The organism is Legionella drancourtii LLAP12, assembly GCF_000162755.2.
Classification (GTDB): Bacteria; Pseudomonadota; Gammaproteobacteria; order Legionellales; family Legionellaceae; genus Legionella; species Legionella drancourtii.
The window spans coordinates 89832-115677 of the sequence record NZ_JH413849.1; the positions used below are offsets into that span (position 1 = coordinate 89832).

Genomic DNA, 25846 nt, shown 5'->3' on the forward strand with positions numbered 1-25846 from the left:
AGGAGATCGTTCACGTTGTTCGGGATAACGTGATTCCCGCAGATTTATTGAGAAATTACTAAATTCGCGGGTTACCTATAAAAAAATGAAGGTTTATATGATCCGTCTTGTATTGGAGCGTTACTGGGATATATGTTTATTAAAAGAAAGTCCTGAAAACACACCTTATTCCATTATTCGAGTTTTTTTGAGTGGTGTTTTTTTAGCTTTAATAATGGTGATTGAATGGAATTTTTCTTATTTTACCTCCACCATTGATATGGGCAATAATTTGTTTGTGGCAGCTTGTTTGATTCTTTCTTATGTTTTATACACCTATATTATTTTATTTTTAAGAGGGCTGGCATCAAGGTTGGTACAAACGGTAACTGCACTATTTTATACAAGTATTATCATCCATATTTTGGTTGCACCTTTGTTATTCCTTGCTCCATACTTATCACAAATCCATTTAAAAAATCCGTTATTATTATTTTTGGGCGTCCTTTATTTATTCCTAAGCATTGGTTTATCTGTTTGGCAATTTGTGATTACAGCGCATATTTATAAATATGCGCTGAATACAACGCCCATTCAATCGGTACTTGCTGCTTTTGGTTTAATTGCGGTCAATATTTTAACTGTTTCTTCATTACAATGAGTGAATTATGCATTTACATATTTTAGGAATAAGTGGCACTTTTATGAGCGCATTAGCGCTACTTGCGCGTGACTTAGGTTATACAGTGACGGGAAGTGATGCAAATTGTTATCCACCAATTAGTGATTTACTCACTGCCAAGGGAATTTCCTGGACTGATGGCTATGAAGATGCCAGTTTGGCATTAAAAGCGGATGTGGTGATTGTTGGCAATGCAATTAAAAGAGGAATGCCGGTTCTTGAAGCAGTGATTGAGGCGGGTAAAAGTTATACTTCAGGGCCTCAATGGCTTGCAGAAAATATTCTCTCTAAATATCAGGTCATTGCCATTTCTGGAACTCATGGCAAAACGACAACTACATCTATGGTCTCTTGGATTTTGGATCAAGCCGGATTAAATCCAGGATTTTTAATCGGTGGTGTGTCCTCTGATTTTAAAACCAGTGCCCGTTTAGGTGGTGGCAAATGGTTTGTAATTGAAGCCGATGAATATGATAGTGCATTTTTTGATAAACGCCCGAAATTTATGCATTACCGCCCAAGAATTGCTATTTTAAATAATCTAGAATTTGATCATGCTGATATTTACCCTAACTTAGAAGCGATTCAGATGCAATTCCATTATTTATTGAGAACCATTCCTGCAAGCGGTGTTGCCATTAAACCTCGTGATGATAAGGCATTAAATGAAGTCATTGCTCGTGGTCAATATTCGCGAATTGAAGAAATTGCTTTAGCCGGGGACGCTCAATGGTCCGTAACGTTTATTGAAGATAATGGTTCTGCATTTAAAGTACTACATTATGGTGAAGAGATTGCAGAAGTACATTGGTCATTGATCGGCCGTTTTAATGTGGAAAATGGTTTAGCGGCGATTGCAGCCAGTGTGAATGCCGGGGTAAGCCCTAAAGTTGCCGCAGAAGCCTTAGAACGTTTTACCCCTGTAAAACGTCGTTTAGAGGTGAAATCGAATAAACATGGCATCACAGTTTATGATGATTTTGCGCATCATCCTACCGCTATCACACGGACAATTGATGCGCTAAAGCGAAGCAATAGACATCGACGTATTTTTGCTGTTTTGGAGTTTGCCTCGTATACCATGCGCACTGGTATACATGCTGCTGAGATGGCCGAAGCTTTGGCTCCAGTTAATGGTGCATATATTCTGGAGCCAAATGATTTTAATCTCAAAGAAACCGTGAATAATTGGACTTGTCCTTATCAAATTTGTAAAGATACCGATGAAATTGCGAACGAAGTTGCGAGTCAGGTTCAAGACGGCGATGCAGTACTGGTAATGAGTAATAGAGGGTTTAATGGTATTCATCAACAATTAATACACTCCATTGATGCGCGTTATGGCGAATAAAATTGTTACGAAATAACGCATAATTTTTTACCCTCTTCTGAAAATAGGAGAGGGACTGCCTGGTTTTTCTCGGTTTCTCTTTAGTAAAAATTATAAAAGAACGATCAATCCTTTTTATGCTCAATTAGTTAAATTAATAGTTGCAATATTTTTTAGGGGTTGTTATAAAAAAATAGATACATCAATTTAGGGAACGACGCGTTGCAGTTTGCGGGTCAATACTTAGGGGAGATAAGTAATGACAATATTTGACGAACTTCAACTCAAGGCAAAAAATATATCAAAGCGTTTATTAAAAGCCTATGCAGGGTATGCTGGCTGTGCAACTTTTTTTACAATGCTAATACCAGGCGATGATGCAATGATGAATGATGCAGCTATTGTGGCTGAGTTAGCTTTTAGTTTAGATCCACAATATGATGGGGATCTAAAGGATTATTTTGAGGGGGTAATCGAAGATCTTGATGTATTTAAAGAGCAAGTTCTTATTGGAATATATTTACTAAAATGGTTTAAATATAACACCGCTATCAGTAGCTATTGGTATGGCGCTTTATTGAATTTATTTCGAGATGATTTAAAACTATCTGCTCTTGAGAATATAGGTCAAGAAAAATATAAACTGTGTTTAGATTCATTAAGCAAATATTGTTCTTATGTGTTTTACAATGACAAAAAGGGCCTTAACCCTACGTTAATCATTAAATTAGATAAAAAAATCCAATTAGATATTTATACTGCATCTAAAATGTCGTTTTCGAGCGCGCCATCATCGTACAGCGATATTTATAAGGGAATAATATGTTCTATAGGAAATAAGGGATGAATCAATAGGAGGTTGTATGTATTTCTTTAATAATTATGATGATACGATAAAAAATATTAGTGAAAAATTAAATACATCTTATTCTAATTTACTAGGACGATTTTCTGTACTTGATAATTTAGGTGATGATTCTTCCCCTTCACAACAAAATAGTCTTGAGGTGCTCATCGCACGGGTAAATAAAGAAATAATTCAGTGTACTACCGATAAAGAGAGTGAGCGCGATGCCCTTAGTCTATTAACTACGGAGCTTCGAGTTTTTATTGAAGACAGCGTTCCTGAGATGAAACACGCTACTTTATTTTTATTAGGAGGACTAATCCATCGATTTTATCGAATAGAAATTCAATATAGAAATTATAATGAATCTTCTTTTAATCCTTTTTCCTATTTCCAAAAAACATTATGGAATGTAAACGATTGTAGATTATACATTGCCATTAAAAATGCACTGCAATTAGATAAACGACCTCTTGATGAGGTTACTATTGTAACTTCATTAACTGTATTTCAGCAAAATATGCTGAAGACTGTTTCTATCAAAGAAGCGAAGTCCGATAAGGTGATTGAGGACAAGAAATATAAGACTTACCCTCATTTGTCTACAGATGCAAATTTTGAGAGAAATTTGGACTCTTTGATTAAAGAGCATTCTAAGAAGGGGGCGTATGAGCTGCAACAGTTTAGAGCAATTTATTTTATGGAAACCTTAGCCATGCGACTTGAGGAGTCGCGAATACTGCTTGAAAAAGAAGTAAGCGAATGGAGTCAAAGCCTAAGTAAAGCTCATAAAGAGTTTAAGCAGCTCAATGAGGATTTGGTCTTGAATCATCTTAATAATTATATTAAAGGAAAAATTGACAGCCTCCCTAATAAAGCCAACATTAAAGATAAAAAGGAAGTTACTGCTATTGAGAATAAAACACTATTATTAGAATCTATTAAAGAGCAAACTCTGGCTTTACTTTTTAATGTTGATCTTGATACGTTAGAAGGCTATCCGAAGCTTATAGCGCAAATGTTTCAAGATAATATTAATCGAAATCGTTGCCTTCTGTGTGGCGGATATTCTTTATTAGCTCATAATGGCGACAAAGTAGATGAACGATTACTAGGGCAAATGAAAACGGCCTTAGGATTAGATGGTGAATTAAATGCCGAAGAAGAGCTGGTTTGTATCCAGCGTTTACTTTTATATGTTAACAAAGTACCGTCTCCAATTTTGAATTGTGAATTTTTCAATGGAAGGGGGAATATGGTTACAGCCGTGACGCAATTGGCATCGAATTTAGAGTTAGCTAAAAAGCAAAGAGAGTCTAAGGCAAAAGCAGTCGAGAATAAAGAAAAAGACCCATACAGTCCCATTATCCTGTCGTTGGTCTAAGGTTCTCTGCGTCCTGCGAGTAATTTGCAGGACGTAGAAATTGAGGGATACTTTTTATTTAACAGTAAATTGCATTAATCCTTCTTTGTAACCGACTTTTATGGTTTCTCCAGATTTAAATTTCCCTGCTAATATTGCTTGAGCTAGTGGATTTTCAAGTTGTTGTTGAATAGTCCGTTTTAATGGTCTTGCCCCATATACAGGATCAAACCCAGCCTCTGCCAAATGTACTAATGCTTCGGGAGTCACATCAAGATCAATATCTTGTTGTTTAAGGCGTTTGTGCAAGTACTCGATTTGTATATTGGCAATTTTGGCAATTTGTTCTTTTGCCAAAGAGTGAAAAACCACCGTATCATCGATGCGGTTAATGAATTCAGGTCTGAAATGCTGGCCTACCAGCTCCATTACCGCCGCTTTAACTTCCTCGTAACTAACTTTCGTCCCCATTTCTTGAATGACATGAGAGCCTAAGTTCGATGTCATCACAATAATGGTATTGCGAAAATCAACGGTACGTCCTTGGCCATCAGTTAGGCGTCCATCATCCATTACTTGCAAGAGAATATTGAACACATCAGTATGTGCTTTTTCAACCTCATCCAGCAAGATTACGGAGTAGGGTCTACGTCTTACGGCCTCAGTTAAATAACCGCCTTCTTCATAACCTACATACCCAGGAGGTGCACCAATTAAGCGTGCAACAGAGTGTTTTTCCATAAATTCAGACATATCAATACGAATCATCGCCTCTTCAGTATCAAAGAGGTAGGCGGCTAAGGCTTTACATAATTCAGTTTTACCTACACCTGTTGGGCCAAGAAATAAAAAGGAGCCTATAGGACGATTGGGATCGGATAAACCGGCTCGCGAACGGCGAATGGCGTTGGATACGGCATCAATCGCTTCATTTTGACCAATGAGACGGTTGTGGAGTACTTCTTCCATTTTCAGAAGTTTTTCTTTCTCACCTTCCATCATTTTGGCCACAGGTATGCCTGTCCATTTAGAGACGACTTCGGCAATTTCATCCTCAGTTACTTTATTACGGACTAATTTATTTTCATGCTCTTCACCAATAGCAACTTGGGACAGACGTTTTTCCAGTTCGGGAATACGTCCATACTGTAATTCAGACATGCGACTAAGATCGCCGGCGCGTCTTGCTGTTTCCATTTCTTGTTTGGCTTGCTCCAGAGCTTCTTTAATTTGCGTTGCTCCTTGCATGGTGGCTTTTTCTGCTTTCCAAACTTCCTCTAAATCAGAATAGTTTTGCTCTAGTTCATTAATGCTATGCTGCAAGTCCTCCAATCTTTTCTTAGAGGCTTCATCATGTTCTTTTTTAAGAGCCTCGCGTTCAATTTTTTAATTGAATTAAACGACGTTCCAGTTTATCCATACTCTCCGGTTTCGAATCGATTTCCATGCGAATCAGACTACCGGCCTCGTCAATCAAATCAATTGCTTTGTCGGGTAATTGGCGGTCACTAATGTAACGGTGGGATAACGTCGCTGCCGCAACGATTGCTGGGTCCGTGATTTCCACACCATGATGGACTTCATAACGTTCTTTTAAACCACGTAGAATCGCAATGGTGTCTTCAACACTAGGCTCATTAACTAAAACCTTCTGGAAACGGCGTTCTAAGGCAGCATCTTTTTCAATGTATTGGCGGTATTCATCCAATGTGGTTGCACCAATACAATGTAATTCGCCGCGCGCCAAGGCAGGTTTTAACATGTTTCCTGCGTCCATAGCTCCCTCGGCTTTACCGGCTCCAACCATCGTATGAATTTCATCGATAAAAAGAATAATTTGGCCTTCTTGTTTTGCTAAATCATTAAGTACCGCTTTTAGCCGCTCTTCAAATTCACCGCGAAATTTGGCGCCTGCAATTAATGCGCCCATATCTAGAGAAAGTAAGCGCTTGCTTTTTAAGCCTTCAGGAACTTCACCATTAATGATCCTTTGCGCCAAACCTTCAACAATTGCCGTTTTACCGACACCGGGTTCACCAATTAATACCGGGTTATTCTTAGTTCGTCGTTGCAACACTTGAATAGTGCGGCGAATTTCATCGTCGCGACCAATAACTGGATCTAATTTGCCTTGTTCGGCACGTTCCGTTAAATCTAAAGTATATTTTTCCAGCGCTTGACGTTGTTCTTCGGCATTCGCATCATTTACGTTTTCACCGCCACGTAAATCATCAATTGCTTTTCCAATTGCTTTTGTTTCTCCTCCTGCTTGTTTTAACAAGCGGGCAAGAGAACCACCTTCTTCATTAACTGCAGCCAAAACAAATAACTCGCTGGAAATGAAATTATCCTTTTTTTGCTGTGCAAGTTTATCGGTGAGGTTTAAGAGTCGATTTAATGAATTAGAAATATGAACGTCACCACCAACTCCAGAAACCTTGGGGAGTTTGTCCAATGCCTGGTCTAAAAGCGTTCTTAATAAAGGAATATTAACTCCAGCTTTGCTCAGCAGGGGACGGCTACTACCGCCTTGTTGATCCAGCAGCGCTTTCATTAAGTGCTCGGGCTCAATAAAGTTATTATCTCTTCCCAGCGCCATAGATTGAGCATCCGCTAAAGCCATTTGAAACTTCGATGTCAGTTTATCCATTCTCATAATTTGTGACCTTATTTTATGGGTGTTAATTCGCTCTTATCTACCGTAGAATGGGGTTTAATTTAATTATTTCAAGTGGCCAATATGACTAATGAACTTTCTTCTAATTCTAATCCGGATTCGCAAGCTTTGCTTAATCAGATTATTATAGATTATATAAAAGAACAAAAAAGAAAGCGTAGATGGCGTTGGTTAATACGAGTTATTTATTTGTTAATCATCGGTTTTGCTGCCTATCAATTCTTTGGCGGGGGGGTTGATGAATCGGGTTCAAATACGAAGCCTCATGTGGGATTAATCGATCTAAGTGGTGAAATATTTGATGCCAAGCCAGCTAATGCAGATGATTTTGCTAAAGGAATGGAATCCGCCTATAAAAATTCAGGATTAAAAGCGGTGGTTGTGCGTATTAATAGTCCAGGCGGAAGCCCTGTACAAGCAGAATACATGTATAACACAATTAAATATTACCGAGCGAAGCATCCTGAGATTAAAGTATATTCAGTGTGTGTGGACTTATGTGCCTCTGCAGCCTATTACGTTGCTGTTGCTGCTGATGATATTTATGCAAGTCCAGCGAGTATGGTTGGTTCTATTGGTGTTATTTATAGTGGCTTTGGTTTTGTTGATGCAATAAATAAAATTGGCGTTACGCGTCGATTGCAGACTGCCGGGGCTAATAAAGGCTTTTTAGATCCATTTTCACCTGATAGTGATTCTCAAAAGCAAAAGCTACAAGTCATGCTTGATATAGTCCATGAACAATTTATCAATAAAGTAAAAGATGGACGAGGTTCTCGTTTGCACAGCGATAATGATACCTTTTCTGGACTTATATGGACCGGAGAACAAGCTTTACCTTTAGGATTAATTGATGGTTTTGCGAGCAGCGGTCAGTTAGCTCGTGATGTGATTAAAATTGATTCGATGATTGATTACACGCATAAACAGAATCTGTTTGATCGGGTAACCAAAAACTTAGGGACTGCTATGGCTGATGAGCTGCCATTAAGTCTGGGCATTAAGCCAGGATTAAGATAACTCAAAAAATTTCTTTTGTCCTGTCGGTAGAAGGTGCTGCTTGAGCACCTTCTACGATTGTTGTGCTAAAAATTAAGAAAGGGTTAAGCCGACATTTTTTACTGGAACTGGAAAATCAGAATTCTTAAGTGAGAAAAAGGACACGGTCGCTCTTATGGGCATATTCTTCTGAAGGAGCGTCCTTAATTCAGAGCAGGATGAAGGCAACTCTTTTTTCAATACCTTATTTAGCGCTTGGCACTCCGCTTTAGATAAACAGCTTAACACTGCTTTCATCGATTCAGGCTTTGATTTTATCCAGTGTAATGCACTTGCGCCTTGTTCGCCAGCTACTGTAAGGGCTTCTAGTCTTTGACTTTGGGGTAAAAGACTTAAAGCAAGACTCAATGAAGTAGGAGCTGTCTCAAGCCAGTGCAATACCGTATTACCATTTTGACCAGGAGCTGCAAGCGCTTGCAGCCGATGTTCCTCAGGGATACTTCTTAAGACGAATTCCAATAACTCAGATTTAGATGAGAGCCAATGTAATACCGTATTATTATTTTCCCCCTGAACAGTTACGGCGTTCATACGGTGCTCTTCTGATAGAGAACTCAAAAGATATTTGAATTTCTCAGGGTACGAGGTAGCCCAATGCAATGCTGTGTTCTTTTTGTTCTGCTCCGGGTTTGTAAGTACTCTTAAATGAAACTGGCTTGGAATAAGTTTATAAAATGCTTTTAAATCACTTAATGCTTGTCCTGATACTATTTCATGGAAAACCGTGCTATCACCGCATTTGCTCATGGCGGCACTCAGAAAAGGATTCTCAGGTGTAACCATCTCAGGTGGAAAGCCTAGTTCAGTCGCTTTTTGAATAGCATACTCATGCAGTCCATTTGGCTGACTTTGGGATTTTAATAAGGTTTTTGCCTCTTTAACAAAAGCCTTCTTTTGCATTTCAGACAAATAGGGCATTTGGTTTAGATAAAATTGTATTTGCATAATATCGCGATACTTATATCCTTTCTCTACGAGATAGGTAGCGATCATCTTTTTTTGACCGTTAACCACGGTTTCTTTGCTGTAGCGCGCTCTGAATAGTTTTAATGTTTCATTTTTGTGTATTACATGGTGACTTGACTCTTTATGCGCATCCAAAAATTTAGATATTTGCGATGTTTTCAATAAAGCATCGGGAAGCTTTACCTCAAATGAACTCTCACCTAGTTTTTTTGCTCTTTGCTTTAAGACAGACAAAAAATTTGGAATAAGGTATTCTCCTGTCATTTTATTACGCCTTGTAATATCACGACTAAATGCAAGAGAATCTGTAAAACACGAACGAAGGTCGGCTTGGCGATTGCCTAAGGTAGTATATACTGGCAATCCCGTGATTTTGGAAAGTTTTTGCGCAAAATCAGGAATGGTGGCATCAGGGTTTCTATTTGAGTCGCTATAAAAAAGAGCCTCTTCACCCTTTTCCCTAATATACACAAAATTAACAACATGTGCTTTTCCCGGAATCCAGGCAAAACGATAATCGCTCTGTGTTTTTCTTGCTTCAGCAATTTTTTCATTTAATAGGTGAATATTCTTTTCTACATGGGGTAGCCAATAGATATCAACTTCTGCTCGAATAATCTCGGTTGCATATTTTTGATTCAGGTATTGAACAACAAGCTGAAATCCTAAGTATGAAGGCTGGATAATGGGAAAAGGTAGTTCATTGAGCGTATGATAATATTCCCCAGGAATAAATTTCTTCATATAAGCCTCGAAAAAAGTCAGAACAAACCACTCTGCATTATAGATTAGAATATTTATTATACAGATATCTTTGCAAAAAATACATCATATTGCTCACGGGGTTATCTAATTACAGTTCTGATGTTGATATTTTATGGCGTTCAAAGTACAACACGCCAGCCTCTTTGGCTGCCATTTTCTGTTTTGTGGTAAAGTCCGCGAGCTTTCTTATATTTAAACAGTGCTATGGTTAGAACCTGTATGGATTTGGTCCACAAGGAGAAAGGGTTTTTGCCCTCCCATTTTGATTATACTAGGTGTTTTTACACCCTATGTACAGAGTTACCCACAGAATTTGTGGATAACTAATTCTTGATATTAATAATCATAAATGGTTTGAACTCCTTATGGAATAAGGGGGGAATATGCATAAAGATGAAAATTGTATTTAGTTATGCGAATTGATCCATAGCTTTATCCACAGATGAATTTGGGCTTAATGAGTAGGATACCGGTGTATCTTAACAAAGAAAAAAATAAAAAACAGTCTTGACTTAGATTTTTTTACTAAAAAAAGGGCACAAGTAGAATTATATTAAAAAGCCTCCTCTTCTGTTGCGGAAAGAGGGGCTTTTCTAGGGGCTGGTTTTTTATTTCAAAGTAGGGGATATAGTTTGCAATAAAGCTTTAAATACTTTTGGTGTTCCTGCAACAACATCACCATGTTTCAGAAAATCATCGCCACCATAAAGATCGCTAATTAAGCCACCTGCTTCTCTGATTAATAATGAACCTGCTGCAAGATCCCAAGGACGTAAACCAAGTTCCCAAAAGCCATCAAGACGACCACTGGCAACATAAGCTAAATCTAAAGCCGCTGAGCCGGTTCTGCGGACACCAGCACATTTGCCAAATAATGCTTCAAATGTAGGCAAATAACGTTGGCCAATCGTTGCGTCACGTGAAGGAAAGCCTGTTCCTAACAGAGAGGTGCTTAATTGCGTTTGTTTGGAAACACGTATTCTGCGGTCGTTTAAACGAGCACCCCGGCCCCGGCTGGCGGCAAAGCATTCGTGGCGCAATGGGTCATAAATAACACCATGTTCAATTCGTCCTTTTACTTTCAAGGCAATAGAAACGGAAAAAAAAGGAAATCCGTGTAAATAATTCGATGTTCCATCTAGAGGATCAATAATCCAAATCGATTCACCATCACCTTCTTGAAGCCCACTTTCTTCAGCAAGAATTCCATGCTCGGGGTAGGCTTTACGAATGGTATTAATAATGACTTGTTCTGCCTTAATGTCTACTTCGCTAAAATACTCAGTATTACTTTTAGCAGTGATTTTGAGACGATCTACTTGCTCCATGTGACGAATAATAATTTCCCCGGCTTGACGTGCTGCATTCACTGCAATATTTAAAAGTGGTTCCATGGATTTCTCGTTGAATTTACAAAACCGGTGATTCTATCATACTTTTCTATGATATTTGAATGTTAATCAAAAAAGAGAGTCATTAATCACACTGCGGTGAAAAAAAACAGGGTATCCAAAAGGCGCGCTAAAATGGTTCTATTTATTCCCATATTTTGCATTGGCATATTAATTGAGTTAGGAGCATGACCAGTTAAATGCTATCATATAGCTATCTTTGTGTGTTAAATTAAGTCTTTTTTATGAATTTAAATTCAATTCGTGTTGTTTTAGTAGCTACTTCGCATCCTGGTAACATTGGTTCTACAGCTAGAGCCATGAAAACCATGGGGTTAAACTCGCTTTACTTAGTCAGTCCCAAATCATTTCCTGACTATAAAGCAAGAGAAATGGCAGCAGGGGCTGATGATTTGCTGGAAACGGCTGTTGTTACGGAGACGCTAGATGAAGCTTTAGTAGGTTGTCAATTAATTTTAGCAACCAGTGCACGTCCGCGAGGACTGTCTTTGCCTGGGTTAATTCCTTCCTCAAGTGCTGAATTAGTGAGTAAACAAGCAGAGTCAACACAAATTGCGATTGTATTTGGTCGCGAACATGCCGGTCTTACTAATGAAGAACTGCTAAAATGTCATTATCACATACATATTCCAAGCAATCCTGAGTACAGTTCGCTCAATTTAGCTCAGGCAGTACAAATTGTTGCTTATGAATTACGTATGAAATTATTAGCGCCAAAAGCAGAAGTTGCTTTACGTAGCGATGAATACGCCACAGCCGATGAAATTGAACAGTTTTATGAACATCTAAAAGAAGTTTTTATTGAAATTAAATTTTTAAGAGAAGCCAATCCACGGCGATTAATGCAACGAGTAAGGCGTTTATTTAATCGCGTGAATTTGGAAAAAATGGAAGTTAGTATTTTGCGCGGAATGTTAAGCCAAGTACAAAAGTCATTGGAGTGGGCTAGCAAACGAGGTCGGAGTGAACACAACAATTAAAGTACCCATTTATTTTGATTACATGGCCACGACCCCCGTTGATCCGCGGGTCGTTGAGCGCATGATTCAATATTTAGGTCCTGATGGGGATTTTGGCAATCCTGCATCAATAACGCATGATTACGGTAGAACCGCAGCGCTTGCTGTGGATAGAGCGCGTGCGCAGATTGCTGATTCGATTCATGCTTCACCACAAGAGATTATCTTCACCTCGGGGGCAACCGAAGCTGATAATTTAGCGATAATTGGCGCGGCACATTTTTATCAGAATAAAGGAAAACATTTGATAACTATGAGCACGGAGCATAAAGCTGTGCTGGATAGTTTTAATCGCTTGGAAAAAGAGGGTTTTAAGGTTACTTATCTTGATCCTGAGCCTGATGGTTTATTGGATCTTAATAAATTAGAACAGGCATTACAGCACGATACAATTCTAGTCTCTGTTATGCACGTGAATAATGAAATTGGCGTGATTCAGGATATTGCAGCAATTGGCGAATTAGTGCGCAATAAAGGAATTATCTTCCATGTCGATGCCGCACAGAGCATTGGCAGATTGCCTGTTGATCTTACCCAGATATCTGTTGATTTGATGTCACTTTCAGCACATAAAAATTATGGTCCTAAAGGCGTTGGGGCGCTCTATGTTCGTCATAAACCAAGAATTCGTTTGCAACCGCAGACCTTTGGTGGAGGACATGAAAATGGTTTACGTTCTGGAACTTTAGCTACTCATCAAATTGTGGGTATGGGAGAGGCCTTTGCTTTGACCGAAAGTATGCGTGAAGAAGAACAGGCACGTTTTTTGAAATACCGCCAACGTTTATGGGATGGAATTAAGCATTTGCCTGGAATCCAATTAAATGGAGATGAGCAAAGACGCATTGCCGGTAATCTTAATGTAAGTTTTAAAGGATTAGATGGCGACTCCTTATTATTGGCTTTGAGTGATTTAGCTGTTTCTACAATGTCTGCGTGCAGCTCTGCTAGTATTCAACCCTCCTATGTATTACGCGCAATTGGACTAACGGATGAGCTGGCTCAAAGTTCCATAAGATTATCTATAGGTCGTTTTACTAAAGAAGAAGAGATTGAGTATGCAATTGCAGTATTCTGTACTCAAGTGACTCGGTTACATGAAATATCACCATTATGATTTATAATAATACAGTATGTGATTATTTTTTTTCGCCTCGACATGTAGGGATTATTGAGTTAAACCATGATCTTGTCGTTGTTTTTAAAAACAAGCAAAAAGGTCAGGGAACTATTGAATTCTATATGCAATGTGGGCAGGATAGACTGATTCAAAAGGTTTGTTTTAAAACCAATGGTAATCCTTATCTTATTGCCGGTTTAGAATGGCTATGCAGGCAATTAAAAGGTCGAGCTTTAGATAAGGTACCCAAAATTGATTATCAGCTGTTAATCAAAGAATTAGATATCCCTGTGACGCAATACCCATTGGCACTAAGAGTTGTGCATGTTTTTAAAGAAAGTTTGATTTTAATGAACAATAGATTGCCCGATGAAGGGCGACATTCATAGAGGTATAAGTTATGAGCGTAGAAATGCAACACGCATTGGATAAAGTGCTTCCTGAAATCAGTTTTACTGAGCCAGCGGTCAAGCATTTAGTCTCTTATTTACAGAAAAATGCGGAATACACTGGTGTGCGTTTATCTGTAAAGAAAACGGGCTGTTCTGGCTTATCTTACGTGGTTGATTATGTACTGTCTCCTCCTGAGGGGGATTTAGTTATGCCATTAAATGCAGACTATTCGGTTTGTATTGATAAGGCAAGCTACCCCTTTCTTAAAAATATGAATGTTGATTATGTGAAACAAGGATTAAATTACCGCTTTATTTTTAATAATCCAAATCAAACAGGGCAGTGTGGTTGTGGCGAGAGTTTTACTGTTGAGTAAGGCGAGTCAAGAACCTCGAACAACGTGAGGAATAACTCCTCACATTGCTTAGGATAGGCGGTGAATTAAGCCGCGGGTGATGTCATACTTTGCTCTACTATTTCTTCCATGGATGCAATTTGTTGCTGTCGTCTTGTTTTGTCAAAGAACAGTGAATATCGACCTTCGCTCCATTTTGAATGGACTAATTTAATACCCAAAGCAATACCTAGCGTGAATATGCCAATCATAATATTAGCAAAATTTGCTTTCCAAGCGGCGCGGTGTCTGCTGAGTTCATCATCTTCGCTATGTAATCGCGCTGTAAACAGTGCTGTAAATTGATTGTACGCTTTTTCATCGGGTATGGTGCTTGGATGGCTGATAACAAAACAGTCGATATCTTGACGCAGTTTATCGGTTAACCGCTTGGTCTCTGGCCATTTCTCAGCCATGTCATTAATTAACGCAAATAATTTATCAATTGCCATTACATAATTAGACTGCACAGCTTTTTTGCTGAGTAGTATTTCTAGTGCTTGCTGGTGTCGGGCGATGACATCAATATTTACTGGGTACCCTTGATTATAGTTCTGAGGAACTTTTTGACTTAAGTCAAAAAGTTCAACGGTAATTTTATTGAGAATAGTCTGGAAATGGATTCCCGGGAAACGTTTTTTATGGGCTTCAATAAGTGCTGACACACTGGCGTTGTCACCAGAGACAATATAGTTTGCTAATTCATCTTTTATATTGGCGATAAAATCGAAACGTTCCACATCATTATGGAGCATTTTTTTAATTGTATGCTGTTGTATTTTGGTTTCACAATAAGCGTCAAGTTTGGGGAGTAAGAGATTATTTACTACAGTTTTGCGCTCTTCTATACGTTGTAATAATCCCTGGTTTGCTGCTTGAGATTGGCTTAATTGCTCTTCTACTTCTTGGGTAAGTTTTTTGATACCTTCTAATTTTTCATTGGCAAATTGTAAATGTATGTCCTCGAATTCACTTGTCTTCGGAAGTGTGACGAATGATCGTTGTATCCGCTCCAGTGTTGATGTAACCGTTTGCTGTTTCTCTTGGCTTTCTTGATGGGCCTTATCCTCAAATACTTGGGCCTCGGTTTTTAGTTTACTCAGAGTAGAAATTATATCATCGATTAAGGATTCACCTAATTGATTGCTTTGTTGGTGTAATTTCTCTTGTGATAATTCAAGTTCTGTTATGTTTTGATTGATATGTTCCTCATTAATTGTCGAGGCATTAGTTTTGAATTGTTTAATTAGATTATCTTGCTGCATTATTAATACAGCAAGGGTATGGTAACGACTCAGCAACTCATTTGGTGAATTCACTTCTGTTTCATGTGTACGGGTATGGTCTATATTCATAAGATCAAAAACATATTGAGAATATTGTTTTTGTAACAGGCTAACATCAACTTTGGCTTTTATTGTGGTTGAGAATTGTTGTTGCGTTGATTCTAGTAATTGCAAAAGTACGTCAAGTGTTGCGGTATAAGTCGGTTCTTTTGCTGATTGTTTGGCATTATTAGCAATCTTATCAACTTCATTTTTTAAAAGACTGTATTGTTGCTGTAATTGTGAAATTTTTTGATACAAAGTCATTTCGTAAAGAGAGTGTTCCTCATTAGCAAGAAGCTGGATTTGTTGTTGCAAATTCTGAATGTTCTCGATAACCGTAATGATGCTTGCAATAATATTCTGATCCACTTGTAAAGACTCTTGTTCCTTAGCGCTGTGTGCTAATGCTCGGGATTTTTCGGCTTGTTCTTCTTTTAACTTGGTAATTGTCTCTGAGCATTCTTGATGTTGTGTTTGGGTATCACGTTGCTCTGATATAAGTTTAATTTTTTTCTTAAATAGGCCATCTAATTCTGTATGAAGAATCGGTAAAATACTCTTAAAGCCGGCAATTACTTCCAGTAAGCAGCTATTATCTTGATGCTTGAGTAGGTCCTTTCTGGTTCTAGCTATAGCCGTTTCTAATCGATTTAATACCTTATTGTATTCTTCTTGTTTGGTTTCTTTTTTAGTTTTAAGGATATCATTGATAATCGAGCTTATCTTTAAAATATCTTCCTGACTTTTGCGGTATTTCGTAAACAAGTTTAGCTCTTTTTGTAGACCAACAAATGATAAGAAAAAATTAAATCCTTTAAATTGCGAGCCTTTACTCATAGTGGCGATGATTGGTAATTCATCGATTGTTTTAAATGGAATCGTTGCTTTATTTTGGCCTTGTTTTAGACATTCGCAAACGTCATGTAAAAGGGTGTGGGCTTCTTGGTAATTGATCAAAGTATTTAAGGGATCAGCTAGCTTATTATTTATACTCTCAGTAATATTTAGTATAAATTGTGCAGTTTGTTCCTGATTTTCCAATAACTCTTTTTCTTGAGGAATAGTGGTGAGTAGCTTCGTTTTTTCTGCACGATCTTTTATAGAGTGAATCATAGGAGTAATTTCTGCATCTATAATTTCTTTTTGTGTTCTTTTTTCAATAGACTCTTCATTTAAACGGGTTAACCGCTTTTCCTGGGTGCCAAGTTTTCCGGGAATTTCATCCAGCTCGGTGTTCAATTGCTTTTGTTGCTGTTGCCCATCCTTAAGTTTTTGAGTTATTTCAAGCAACAACTGCTTTAGTTTTTCAGGATCTGCCAATTGCATATTTTTTGCAAATAAGGCTTCTGAATTAGATTTTTCTAAACGCATTTCTAGATGTTGTACTTCTTTAGTTTGTTCTTGTTGAACTAGCTTAATTTGTTGTAATAATTGTTGCGCTTTTTTGCTTACAGGACGACTTTCTGTTATTAAGGAATTTTGAGTCAGATGGTTTTCATCAAGATTAAATTCAAGAGCTAGTTTTGCTGATTGCTCAATCTGTTCTAGGTGAGTCGTTACTTTATGAAATAACTCTTCTAATTGTAAAGATACTAATTTTTTTCTGGCAATTATTTGTTCTAACGTTTCTATATTATCGTTAGTCGCGGTGTATTCTTTATTTTCAGCTTTAATTTGTTCTAACGAATCGTTACAGAGCTTTAATGTCGATAATGTTTCGGCATAAGTATGCGTTGTCGCGTGTTGCCATACGGTTATTAGCCCTTGATGTTGTTCTTGTTGTTGCGTGATTTTTTTTTGAAGCACGCTGTGATTTTGATAAAGTAGGTTTAATTGTTCGGTGATTAGCTGTTGTAATTGTTTTTGCAGTTGAATAATGCTAATTGTATTCGTGTTTTCATCAAATGTACCAATAATAAGATCGGGGAGTGGTTGCTCACAAAACTCAGTGTTAATACCATTTAATTTATATTCTTGCAGTTGTTTGGCTAGTTCAGGATAGGTGATCAGTAAATGAGAGATTGAATTTTTAGAATAGGACTCAGCTCGCTCTTGCAATGATTTTTGTAATAATAGATTATTTTTTAGTACTAATTGATTGTGCTCTATTTCCTTCTTTATCGCGTAAATTGCGGCTACAGAATCCAATGTGCTTAAATTAAGTTGACTTTGGCTTTTATCAAAGTGGTTTTTCATGGCAACAGTTATGGCCTCAGATTCTTTTGTAGTAAGTCCGCTTAATAGTTTAGTGCGTGCGTGAAGGCTTTGTACATGGGCAGTGGTTTTATAATCTGTAAGGTACTGTTGAATCTGGATAAACAACGACTTTTGGTATTGTTCTGATAAAATTGGATAGCGCGCGCTCCCGTCAATTGTTACTTTTGTCTCGGTTTTGCTTTCTTTAGAATAAGTGATGAACTGATAAACCAAAGAGGGTTCATTGGTTTCAATTCTCGGTTCATTTTTTAAAAGGTAAGTAGCACCAAATAATTCGCACACTATTGTACCCAGTGCCCCTGAATGAAAATCTACGTTAAAAGCTTCCGGATTAAAGAAAGGAATTAATTCGGCAAGTTCATTGGGGGGTATTTTCTTTAAGCCTAACAAGCAATTCTGCAAATTCAAAGATCATTGGATGAGCAATAACAAGATTTGTTTTGCCTTGCTCAAATTCAAATATCGCGTCAACCTTTTTTTCCGATTCACTTTTGACTTTTGTGCTTAGAGTGGTCACTTTGCTATTTTTGAATAGTTTTTGGGCAAGCATCGCCTCTAATTTAGGCGCGCAATTTGCTTCTTTTAGGTTAATATTATGTTCATTAATATTGGTAATAGCGTGTTTTATAGATCTCATAATAACGTCAAGTGAATCCCCCGGAATCAGTGCCGCTATTTCAAATAAGCTTTTTGTTTTTTCATCGAGTGTCTTAGTTATTGCATTGGCAATAGCCTGGGGTTCTTGGAATTGGCGTTGTGCTTGTTTAACAATTGCAGGCAGTTCTTTTTGGATAGCCAAATATAAAGTATATCTTCGTGTATTAAATTCATTTTTTAGTGTATATAAAGCATATACATCGCGAGCCATGGAAAGCATGTCCCAGCGGGTTGGCGCTCTGTGATTGTCAAATTGCGGTAACAACTTGTTATGCAGTGTTCTGATAAAGATTTCAAGTGTTTTGAGTTGATTTAATGCATGCTTTTTTTCTATGGAGTTCTTTTCCTCAGTCTCAGGGTATTTTTTTTGCAGAGTAGATATTCCTTTAAGTAATTCTGTGGCCATCAGCCCTAAATGGCTGGTCGCGTATGTGTTGTGTTTACCCATTATTAATCTAATTCCTAAGATAATTCGTGTTTATGAGCAAAATTGTATCATATGTTTCAATGAATGCATTAAACGAATATTAATAATGTTTACTGATAATGATTTTTTCATTTTTGGGTAATTTATCATTTTGGATTAAGGGCTTAGTACAAGAAAATAACTGAATGAACATTATAAATAAAATTAAATGCATAATTAACCTTGGGATTTGGCGCGTTAAATGATAGAATTTTTTTAACTTAATATTTCCTTAATAAATGAATACCATTAAAACAATGTTTACACTCTTTGAGATGTTTGGTACTATATAGACCATGATGTTCGGTCGATGTGTTTACTGAACATAATTTTATTTATTAATTTGTACTAGGAGACTTAAATGAGTACAGAAGTTGCGGTGCAAAGCAGCGAAGCGCTTTCGCATCAAGTAATTCATGCGGTTAAAGGATATTTAACCAGTGTTAGTAATAAAGATGCTAACTTAAACTTATATCAATTAATCGTTGAAGAAGTTGAGGCGCCTTTATTCCGTACGGTTATGGAATTAACTCGTTACAACCAATCTAAAGCTGCTCGCGTACTAGGCGTAAGTCGTGGAACGTTACGTACTAAGCTGAAACGTTATTTTGATGATGAATTCATTGGTACACGTGATTTCTAATTGGATACTGTGTTTTTGATTTAATGTTGTTTTCGGTGGTTTTTCGTAATTATAGTGGTCTTTAGCTAGGCACTCTGATACTATAGATGACAGAGTTGGTTAGACAATCGCTCTTTGCTTCGGCAAAGGGAGGAAAGTCCGGGCTCCAAAGGGCAGAGTGCCAGGTAACGCCTGGGAGGTGTGAACCTACGGAAAGTGCCACAGAAAATATACCGCCTCGTTAGAGGTAAGGGTGAAATGGTGCGGTAAGAGCGCACCGCGCGACTGGCAACAGTCGTGGCAGGGAAAACCCCACTCGGAGCAAGACCAAATAGGAATCCATGTGACTGCAAAGTCATGACGTGCGGCCCGTACGGGATTCGGGTAGGTTGCTTGAGGCATGCGGTGACGCATGTCCCAGATGAATGATTGTCCGCGACAGAACCCGGCTTATCGACCGACTCTTTTTTTGAGGTAAAGCCCATCGATTAAGGACTTCCACGATGAATGCCAAGATAGCATTCTGTTGTTACTGACAAATAGTAACAACAGAAACGATGCGTTCAATTTTTTTAGATTTATATAGCCGGAAATTTTTGAGATCCTAAATTTATCCATATATCAAACAAAGCATTCGCATTAATAAAACAACCCTCGTTGAATGCTTGGTTATTTAATAAAACAGAAATTAACAGCTACTTAACAGTACACAGCTCTAAGACACTCCGAATACACGAAAAGATTAATATACGAATATACTGTATACTTAAAATACAGTTCGCTCAGGGATGTCATCATGAAAAAGACATTTTTTGCTGTATTCACCTTTATGTTGGTAACCTTTTTGACTGGTTGCATTATTGGTACTGGCTCTGGCTATTCTCCTGGTTATGCTTATTCTCCTGGTTATAATGCAAGTTATGTCTCTTCTACAGGCTATGGGGTTAGTGATTATGGTCTTGGCTTTGGAAGGAGTTATAATCCAGACTATGGCTTACTTGACTTTGGTGTTGGATATTGAGAAATATGAAAATATTACCTTCCTCCTCCGGCATGAGAGAAGGAAGCTTTTGGTTTATCTAGCATTTATTCTGCTAAATGTCTTTTTAGTAATGAATTGATTGATTCGGGATTTGCCTGGCCTTTGGTTTGTTTCATTATTTGACCAACAAAAAATGCTAATAATTTTTCTTTACCTGCTCGATATTCAGCCGTTTGCTCTGGAAATTGCTGGATTAATTTTACAATCATCTCTTCCAAAGCCGCGTTGTCATCGACTTTCTGATAACCTTCACGCGTGATAATGGCTTGAATATCGTTCTCACCTGCCCATAATAAAGCAAAGATTGAGCGTGCATTATTTAATGAAATGGTCTCATCATGAATTTTATTTAGCAGTTCAGCCATAAGCTTTGCAGATACTCGAGGTGTTTCAAAGGTTCGATGCTCTTCGTTTAATGCCGCAGCATATTGTCCTTTTAACCAATTGATGATCATTTTTTCTGGAGCCTGGCAAATGGCTTTAATTTCCTTATAAAATTGGTAGATTGCCGGAGCTGAGAGAATAAAATGAATATCTTCTTCTCTTAAATTTGGTGTTTCTTTTAATTGCGTATAAATTTTCTTAGGTAAATCTGGTAAATTACTTTTAATTTCAGCAATGTGAAAGCGAGTAATTTGAATAGGTAATAAATCTGGATCAGGGAAATAGCGATAATCGTTTTCGTTTTCTTTCTCGCGCATTGGATGGGTGCTATTTGTATCGGGATTATAAAGCCGAGTTTCTTGAATAATTTTCTGGCCATTTTCGAGTAAATCTTGATGTCGGGCTTGTTCGTATGCGATTGCTTTTTCAATAAAACGGAACGAATTTAGATTTTTTAACTCGGTTCGTGTACCTAAAACAACAGAACCTTTGGGTTTTAATGAAAGGTTCACGTCACAGCGAAAAGACCCCTCTTGCATATTTCCATCACAAATACCTAAAAACTGCACTAATTGGTGTAAGACTTTTAAGTATTTCACTGCCTCCTGACTTGAATACAAACAAGGAGCCGTTACTATCTCTAATAAGGCTGTACCAGCACGATTCAGGTCGATACCACTAAAACCGAGTTGGACTCCATGCAGCGATTTACCTGCATCCTCCTCTAAATGAGCACGCTCAATCACCACGTTTTTTTCATTGCCATCGTCCAGGGTGATGGTGAGCTTGCCATTGCTTACTATTGGCTTTTGAAATTGGCTAATTTGATAGCCTTTAGGTAAATCAGGGTAAAAGTAGTTTTTGCGCTCAAATACGGATTGATCGTTAATATCCGCTTGAACCGCAAGGCCAAATTGAATGGCCATCGTCACCGCTTCCTTATTTAAAACGGGTAAAACCCCGGGAAATCCTGCATCAATAAAACAGCTTTGCGAGTTTGGCGCAGCCCCAAACGCAGTGGATGCCCCGGAAAAAAGCTTGGATTTTGTTTTAAGTTGGGCGTGTACTTCAAGACCAATAACTGTATCCCATTCCATAGTTCACCTCTATTGCTTTGGTCTGGCTAAATGCCAGTCAGTATGTTGTTGATAGTGATGGGCTACATTGAGTAGACGGCTTTCACTAAAATGCTTGCCCATTAGTTGCATACCGATTGGTAAGCCTTGGCCCATGCCTGCGGGTATTGATATTGCCGGTAGTCCGGCAAGATTAGCGGCTACAGTAAAGACATCTGCCAGATAATTTTGAATGGGGTTGGCGATTTTTTCACCCAATTTAAAGGCTGTGGTTGGGGTGGTTGGACCAAGAATAATATCAACGGATTTTAGCGCAGTAAGTAATTCTTCTTGAATTAAGCGACGAATTTTTTGTGCTTGTAGGTAATAGGCATCAAAATATCCCGAAGACAAAACATGAGTTCCGGTAAGAATTCGCCGTTGTACCTCATTTCCAAATCCCTCACTGCGTGAATAGCGAATAAGTTCATTTAAACAGGAGGCTTTACGGCTGCGATGACCAAAGCGTAAGCCATCATAGCGGGATAGGTTGGATGAGGCTTCGGCACAAGCAACAACATAGTAACAAGGTACCCATAATGGCTGTAATGCTAAATCCAGGTTAATAATTTGTGCGCCTAAATGTTCAAATACTCTTACCGCAGTCAGGATTGCCTGTTGGATCTCTGGTTCAACTTGTGGTTGGAAGAAACAGGATGGTAAACCGATGCGTACTGTTGATAAAGGCTTATTCAGTTCTGCCACATAATCAGGAATGAATGAATCTGCTGAGGTAGAATCTTTATCATCAAATCCGGCTATGGCGTGCAGGACAAGTGCTAGATCTTCGGCACTACGTGCCATCGGGCCCGCTTGATCCAAGCTGGAAGCATAGGCAACCATTCCGTATCGTGAAATTAAGCCGTAGGTGGGTTTTATGCCACTAATGCCACATAAGGCCGCCGGTTGACGTATTGAGCCTCCTGTGTCTGAACCTATTGTAAACGGTATTAATCCTGCGGCAACTGCTGCTGCGGAGCCACCAGAGGAACCGCCAGGAACTCGTTCTTTAGCCCAAGGATTTTTTACAGCGCCAAAATAACTGTTTTCATTACTTGAGCCCATAGCAAATTCATCCATATTGGTTTTACCTACCAAAATGGTACCTTGTTCTTTTAATTTACTGGCAAGAGTGGCTTCATAAGGCGCTTTAAAATTGGCTAACATTTTAGAGCCGCAGGTTGTATTCATTCTTTGGGTACAGAATAAATCTTTTAGAGCCATCGGAATGCCGGTTAGTACTTTGCCCTTGCCTTCTTGTAATTCTTTATCCGCCTGTTGCGCATCCAATAGTGCTTGTTCTTCATCCAGACTAATAAAGGCATTTAATTCTTTATATTTTTCAATTTGTGCAAAGTAATATTGAGTTAATTCCACGCTGGAAAGTTTGCCTTGATGCAAGGCCTGGGATAATTCTTTTAACGAGAGTTGTTCCATAATTATTTGTTCTCATCAATGACTTGAGGTACTAAATAAAGATTGTCTTCAAACAGCGGGGCTAACGCTTCTAATTCAGCCAGACAATCTTCTTCCGTGATTGCATCTGGTCGTAAACGTTGATGCAAGGCCAGAGGATGGAATAGAGGGGCTACTTCAGTTGTGTCAACTGAACGTAATTGATCTACAAAATCCATGATTTCACTAATTTCCTGCATTAATTTGGGCGAATGATCGACCTCAATATCCAGATAAGCTAAATGCGCAATCTTTTCCAAATCGTTGGGTGAGATGGTCATATGGGTATCCAAAAAGTAAATGGCTTATTATAGCGAGGATAAAGTAAGTTACAAACGGTTTATATTAATAGTCGCAGTCCGAAGTAGGTAAAACTGTAAAATGGGGAATGCAGTGAATTTTGATTATTGAAATTGAAAACTATGGAAAATCCCTATATTTATAGGCTTTTTTGGGGGAGGAGGGTGGCAACATCCTTGTTCGTATCATCATCCTTGATGAACTATGTACTTCCTATAAACATCCATTTTCCTTCCTCATAAGTAAATTATAGCTGGTTGAAAAAATAAGGCATGATAGATATGTCTCTAATTAACCCAAGAGATCTCTCAAATTACCTGGTTGATTAAATTATCAACATTAACTGCCTTGCAAATAAGGAGATTCATTGTGCAATAACTGCATCATCTCATTTAATCGTCCCTGACTATCAATGACACGCCTTATGAGTGATAAAATCTGGGGTGGACGTTTTAGTAAAGATTTAGATCCTGGTGCGATGCATTTTAATACATCACTTGTTTTTGATAAGGTGCTTTATATCTATGACATCGCTGGAAGTCAGGTACACACTAAAATAGTAAGCGTGCCAGGGACTTATTTTGGCGAATGAAGCAGAGTTAATTAGTTTGGACATTGGTATTGTAATGCGTGCCTTTTCGGGATGTACATCATCAAATTGGACCATAGATTAAGGATGCAAGAACTAAAAATTATTCGCTTGATGAGGTAATTAATTGTAAGATGTAGCGTACAAATTTTAGTTAATCGTTTTATTTTTTACTTCTGAAAGAGAGTTAACACGCAGGAGCGTTCCGTGGGTGCGTTTGTCTTAGGTAATGCTTGTGTTTATTAGGCGGAAAATTTGTTTGCGCTGAACGATACTACTCCTATTACGAGTAGCGTGGGGGGGCGGTAGTTTATCCGAGTGACCAGCCTCCAACATTGGTTGGGGGGGCGTGGCTACCTTTGATAGCATTTGGGGTGTTTCAGTATGAATATTAATTTAAGCGGTACTGGTTATTTCAGTTCTATTGCGAATTCATCGAGTCCATTGATGAACATCTGGGGCCAAGATTTTAGCACTGTTGGTGGCGATAAGTAGGCTGGAGCTGTTGGTGATAAGTTTAATCCGGCTACTATCCTTCGTTGTACGCGAAGGTTAACTATTTAGCCTATTGCTTTTTTTGTAAAAAAGCAGATGTTTCTTAACGTTAGTGCTTGATGATATGCAGTATTTATTGTAGTTAGTCATCAAGCACTCTTGGTTTACCTTTTTCCTCCGTTGGATAGGCACCTGATTATTTTTACAGTAGAATGATGATTAATCCCTAATCATTTTAGTCGAGTAAGTAATTCATGTTACAACAATTTAAAACCCAGGGGGGCGTTCAGGTTGAGGTTACTCAGCAGGTATTAGATTACCAGCAGGGCATCGAGCACCTTATTGGACGTTTGGATTCACAAAGAGGGGCTCTATTTACTTCCAGTTTTGAATATCCTGGGCGTTATACTTGTTGGGACATTGGCTTTTGTAATCCTCCTTTGGCTTTGGTTTGTAAACAAGATTTTATCCAAATTGATGCGTTAAATTTGCGCGGAAAAGTCTTGTTGGCTAGTATTATGCCGTTGTTGGTTGCTCATGATGCTTTAGAACTTGTCACGCAAAGTACGGTTCATTTGCAGATTAAAATTAAAGCGTCGCAGCGCGTTTTTAGTGAGGAAGAGCGTAGCCAGCAGCCTTCGGTATTTACGGTCATTCGATTGTTACTTGCTTTCTTTAAGTTCGATGAAGAACCTTATTTAGGGCTATATGGTTCATTTGGTTTTGATTTAATTTTTCATTTTGATGATTTAGAGCAACATAAGGTTCGCAATGAAGCACAGCGAGATATGGTTCTGTATTTACCGGATGAAATTTTTGTAGTGAATCATCGCAAGGAAGAAGCTTTTGTACGACGCTATGATTTTCAATTTCAAGGTCATTCAACTCATGATTTGCCTAGAGCGGGTGCTAGTTTAGCCTATCAATCACCGAATCTACCGGATAAAACCTGTGATCATGCTCCTGGTGAATATGCTGCAGTAGTCAATAAAGCCAAAGAGCGTTTTGCTTGTGGCGATTTATTTGAGGTCGTTCCAAGTCAAACTTTTTATACGTATTATAGTGAACAGCCTTCGTCATTATTCAAGAAAATGCGCCAATTTAATCCTTCACCCTATGGTTTTTTTATTAATCTAGGTGAGGAGGAATATCTGGTTGGTGCCTCGCCAG

General features: G+C 38.3%; 20 protein-coding genes, 1 other RNA gene and 2 pseudogenes. 14 read left to right on the top strand and 9 right to left on the bottom strand.

The genetic code is table 11. The annotated features are described in order from the left end of the window. Positions 1 to 97 precede the first annotated feature (97 nt). The 4 genes from LDG_RS17330 to LDG_RS17345 all read left to right on the top strand — a co-directional run bounded on the left by LDG_RS17330 (position 98) and on the right by LDG_RS17345 (position 4222). Positions 98 to 640, top strand: a complete 543-nt coding sequence (locus LDG_RS17330) for a hypothetical protein (RefSeq protein ID WP_006872767.1) — start codon at positions 98 to 100, stop codon at positions 638 to 640. 7 nt (positions 641 to 647) lie between these two features. Next, entirely contained in the window at positions 648 to 2012 is a 1365-nt protein-coding gene (mpl, locus tag LDG_RS17335; protein WP_006872768.1) for a UDP-N-acetylmuramate:L-alanyl-gamma-D-glutamyl-meso-diaminopimelate ligase, read from the top strand. Positions 2013 to 2250: 238 nt separating this feature from the next. Then, a complete protein-coding gene (locus tag LDG_RS17340) occupies positions 2251 to 2838 on the top strand; it encodes a hypothetical protein (RefSeq protein ID WP_006872769.1) in 588 nt (195 codons plus the stop codon). Positions 2839 to 2854: 16 nt separating this feature from the next. Continuing rightward, the gene (locus tag LDG_RS17345; RefSeq protein WP_006872770.1) at positions 2855 to 4222 is read left to right on the top strand and encodes a hypothetical protein; all 1368 of its coding nucleotides are present in this window, start codon (positions 2855 to 2857) and stop codon (positions 4220 to 4222) included. Positions 4223 to 4276: 54 nt separating this feature from the next. Here LDG_RS17345 and clpB read toward each other — a convergent pair. After that, a pseudogene (clpB, locus tag LDG_RS17350) lies at positions 4277 to 6857 on the bottom strand (ATP-dependent chaperone ClpB). A gap of 84 nt (positions 6858 to 6941) precedes the next feature. Between clpB and LDG_RS17355 the strand changes: the two are divergent. Further along, complete coding sequence (locus LDG_RS17355) at positions 6942 to 7898, top strand: S49 family peptidase (protein ID WP_006872773.1); 957 nt, start codon at positions 6942 to 6944, stop codon at positions 7896 to 7898. A 72-nt stretch (positions 7899 to 7970) separates the two neighbouring features. On the opposite strand, the gene LDG_RS17360 is transcribed toward LDG_RS17355, so the two are convergent. The 3 genes and pseudogenes from LDG_RS17360 to LDG_RS17365 all read right to left on the bottom strand — a co-directional run bounded on the left by LDG_RS17360 (position 7971) and on the right by LDG_RS17365 (position 11062). Then, positions 7971 to 9647 carry an ankyrin repeat domain-containing protein gene (locus LDG_RS17360; protein WP_006872774.1) on the bottom strand — a complete coding sequence of 559 codons (1677 nt, stop codon included), beginning with the start codon at positions 9645 to 9647 and terminating at the stop codon, positions 7971 to 7973. Between the two features lie 43 nt (positions 9648 to 9690). Then, positions 9691 to 9867: pseudogene (locus LDG_RS20780) on the bottom strand (MltA domain-containing protein); the annotation flags it as partial. Between the two features lie 409 nt (positions 9868 to 10276). After that, positions 10277 to 11062, bottom strand: coding sequence for an inositol monophosphatase family protein (locus LDG_RS17365; RefSeq protein WP_006872775.1), 786 nt, complete (start codon positions 11060 to 11062; stop codon positions 10277 to 10279). A 242-nt stretch (positions 11063 to 11304) separates the two neighbouring features. Between LDG_RS17365 and trmJ the strand changes: the two genes are divergently transcribed. From trmJ to LDG_RS17385, 4 genes are read left to right on the top strand one after another with little or no spacing between them, the layout of a single operon-like run. Continuing rightward, on the top strand, positions 11305 to 12060 hold the full coding sequence (trmJ, locus tag LDG_RS17370) for a tRNA (cytosine(32)/uridine(32)-2'-O)-methyltransferase TrmJ (protein ID WP_006872776.1): 756 nt from the start codon (positions 11305 to 11307) through the stop codon (positions 12058 to 12060). Beyond that, on the top strand, positions 12044 to 13216 hold the full coding sequence (locus LDG_RS17375) for an IscS subfamily cysteine desulfurase (protein WP_006872777.1): 1173 nt from the start codon (positions 12044 to 12046) through the stop codon (positions 13214 to 13216). The genes trmJ and LDG_RS17375 overlap by 17 nt, the downstream gene beginning before the upstream one ends. Next, the gene (locus LDG_RS17380) at positions 13213 to 13608 is read left to right on the top strand and encodes an iron-sulfur cluster assembly scaffold protein (protein WP_006872778.1); all 396 of its coding nucleotides are present in this window, start codon (positions 13213 to 13215) and stop codon (positions 13606 to 13608) included. Before LDG_RS17375 ends, LDG_RS17380 begins: the two co-directional genes overlap by 4 nt. 11 nt (positions 13609 to 13619) lie before the next feature. Continuing rightward, complete coding sequence (locus LDG_RS17385) at positions 13620 to 13988, top strand: HesB/IscA family protein (RefSeq protein WP_006872779.1); 369 nt, start codon at positions 13620 to 13622, stop codon at positions 13986 to 13988. A 65-nt stretch (positions 13989 to 14053) separates the two neighbouring features. Here LDG_RS17385 and LDG_RS17390 read toward each other — a convergent pair whose 3' ends face one another. Both LDG_RS17390 and LDG_RS17395 read right to left on the bottom strand, forming a co-directional pair. Further along, positions 14054 to 17953, bottom strand: coding sequence for a coiled-coil domain-containing protein (locus LDG_RS17390; protein WP_158307890.1), 3900 nt, complete (start codon positions 17951 to 17953; stop codon positions 14054 to 14056). Next, positions 17910 to 18656: a hypothetical protein gene (locus tag LDG_RS17395; protein ID WP_006872781.1), complete on the bottom strand. Its 747-nt coding sequence runs from the start codon at positions 18654 to 18656 to the stop codon at positions 17910 to 17912. The genes LDG_RS17390 and LDG_RS17395 overlap by 44 nt, the downstream gene beginning before the upstream one ends. 379 nt (positions 18657 to 19035) lie before the next feature. On the opposite strand from LDG_RS17395, the gene LDG_RS17400 reads away from it, so the two are divergent. The 3 genes from LDG_RS17400 to LDG_RS17405 all read left to right on the top strand — a co-directional run bounded on the left by LDG_RS17400 (position 19036) and on the right by LDG_RS17405 (position 20317). After that, positions 19036 to 19317: a helix-turn-helix domain-containing protein gene (locus LDG_RS17400; RefSeq protein ID WP_006872783.1), complete on the top strand. Its 282-nt coding sequence runs from the start codon at positions 19036 to 19038 to the stop codon at positions 19315 to 19317. Positions 19318 to 19408: 91 nt separating this feature from the next. After that, an RNA gene (gene rnpB / locus LDG_RS18745) (RNase P RNA component class A) lies at positions 19409 to 19765 on the top strand. 327 nt (positions 19766 to 20092) lie between these two features. After that, positions 20093 to 20317, top strand: coding sequence for a hypothetical protein (locus LDG_RS17405; RefSeq protein WP_006872784.1), 225 nt, complete (start codon positions 20093 to 20095; stop codon positions 20315 to 20317). Between the two features lie 65 nt (positions 20318 to 20382). Here LDG_RS17405 and gatB read toward each other — a convergent pair whose 3' ends face one another. The 3 genes from gatB to gatC are packed head-to-tail and all read right to left on the bottom strand — an operon-like array spanning position 20383 to position 23573. Continuing rightward, positions 20383 to 21819 (bottom strand): Asp-tRNA(Asn)/Glu-tRNA(Gln) amidotransferase subunit GatB, encoded by a 1437-nt coding sequence (gene gatB, locus LDG_RS17410; RefSeq protein WP_006872785.1) that lies wholly within the window; start codon positions 21817 to 21819, stop codon positions 20383 to 20385. 9 nt (positions 21820 to 21828) lie between these two features. Further along, on the bottom strand, positions 21829 to 23274 hold the full coding sequence (gene gatA, locus LDG_RS17415; protein ID WP_006872786.1) for an Asp-tRNA(Asn)/Glu-tRNA(Gln) amidotransferase subunit GatA: 1446 nt from the start codon (positions 23272 to 23274) through the stop codon (positions 21829 to 21831). Positions 23275 to 23276: 2 nt separating this feature from the next. After that, complete coding sequence (gene gatC / locus LDG_RS17420) at positions 23277 to 23573, bottom strand: Asp-tRNA(Asn)/Glu-tRNA(Gln) amidotransferase subunit GatC (protein ID WP_006872787.1); 297 nt, start codon at positions 23571 to 23573, stop codon at positions 23277 to 23279. 443 nt (positions 23574 to 24016) lie between these two features. On the opposite strand from gatC, the gene LDG_RS19770 reads away from it, so the two are divergent. Together LDG_RS19770 and LDG_RS17425 are read left to right on the top strand one after the other, a co-directional pair. After that, entirely contained in the window at positions 24017 to 24184 is a 168-nt protein-coding gene (locus LDG_RS19770) for a hypothetical protein (RefSeq protein ID WP_006872788.1), read from the top strand. 746 nt (positions 24185 to 24930) lie between these two features. Continuing rightward, a partial coding sequence (locus LDG_RS17425) for a chorismate-binding protein (protein WP_040536506.1) occupies positions 24931 to 25846 on the top strand: 916 nt, incomplete at its 3' end.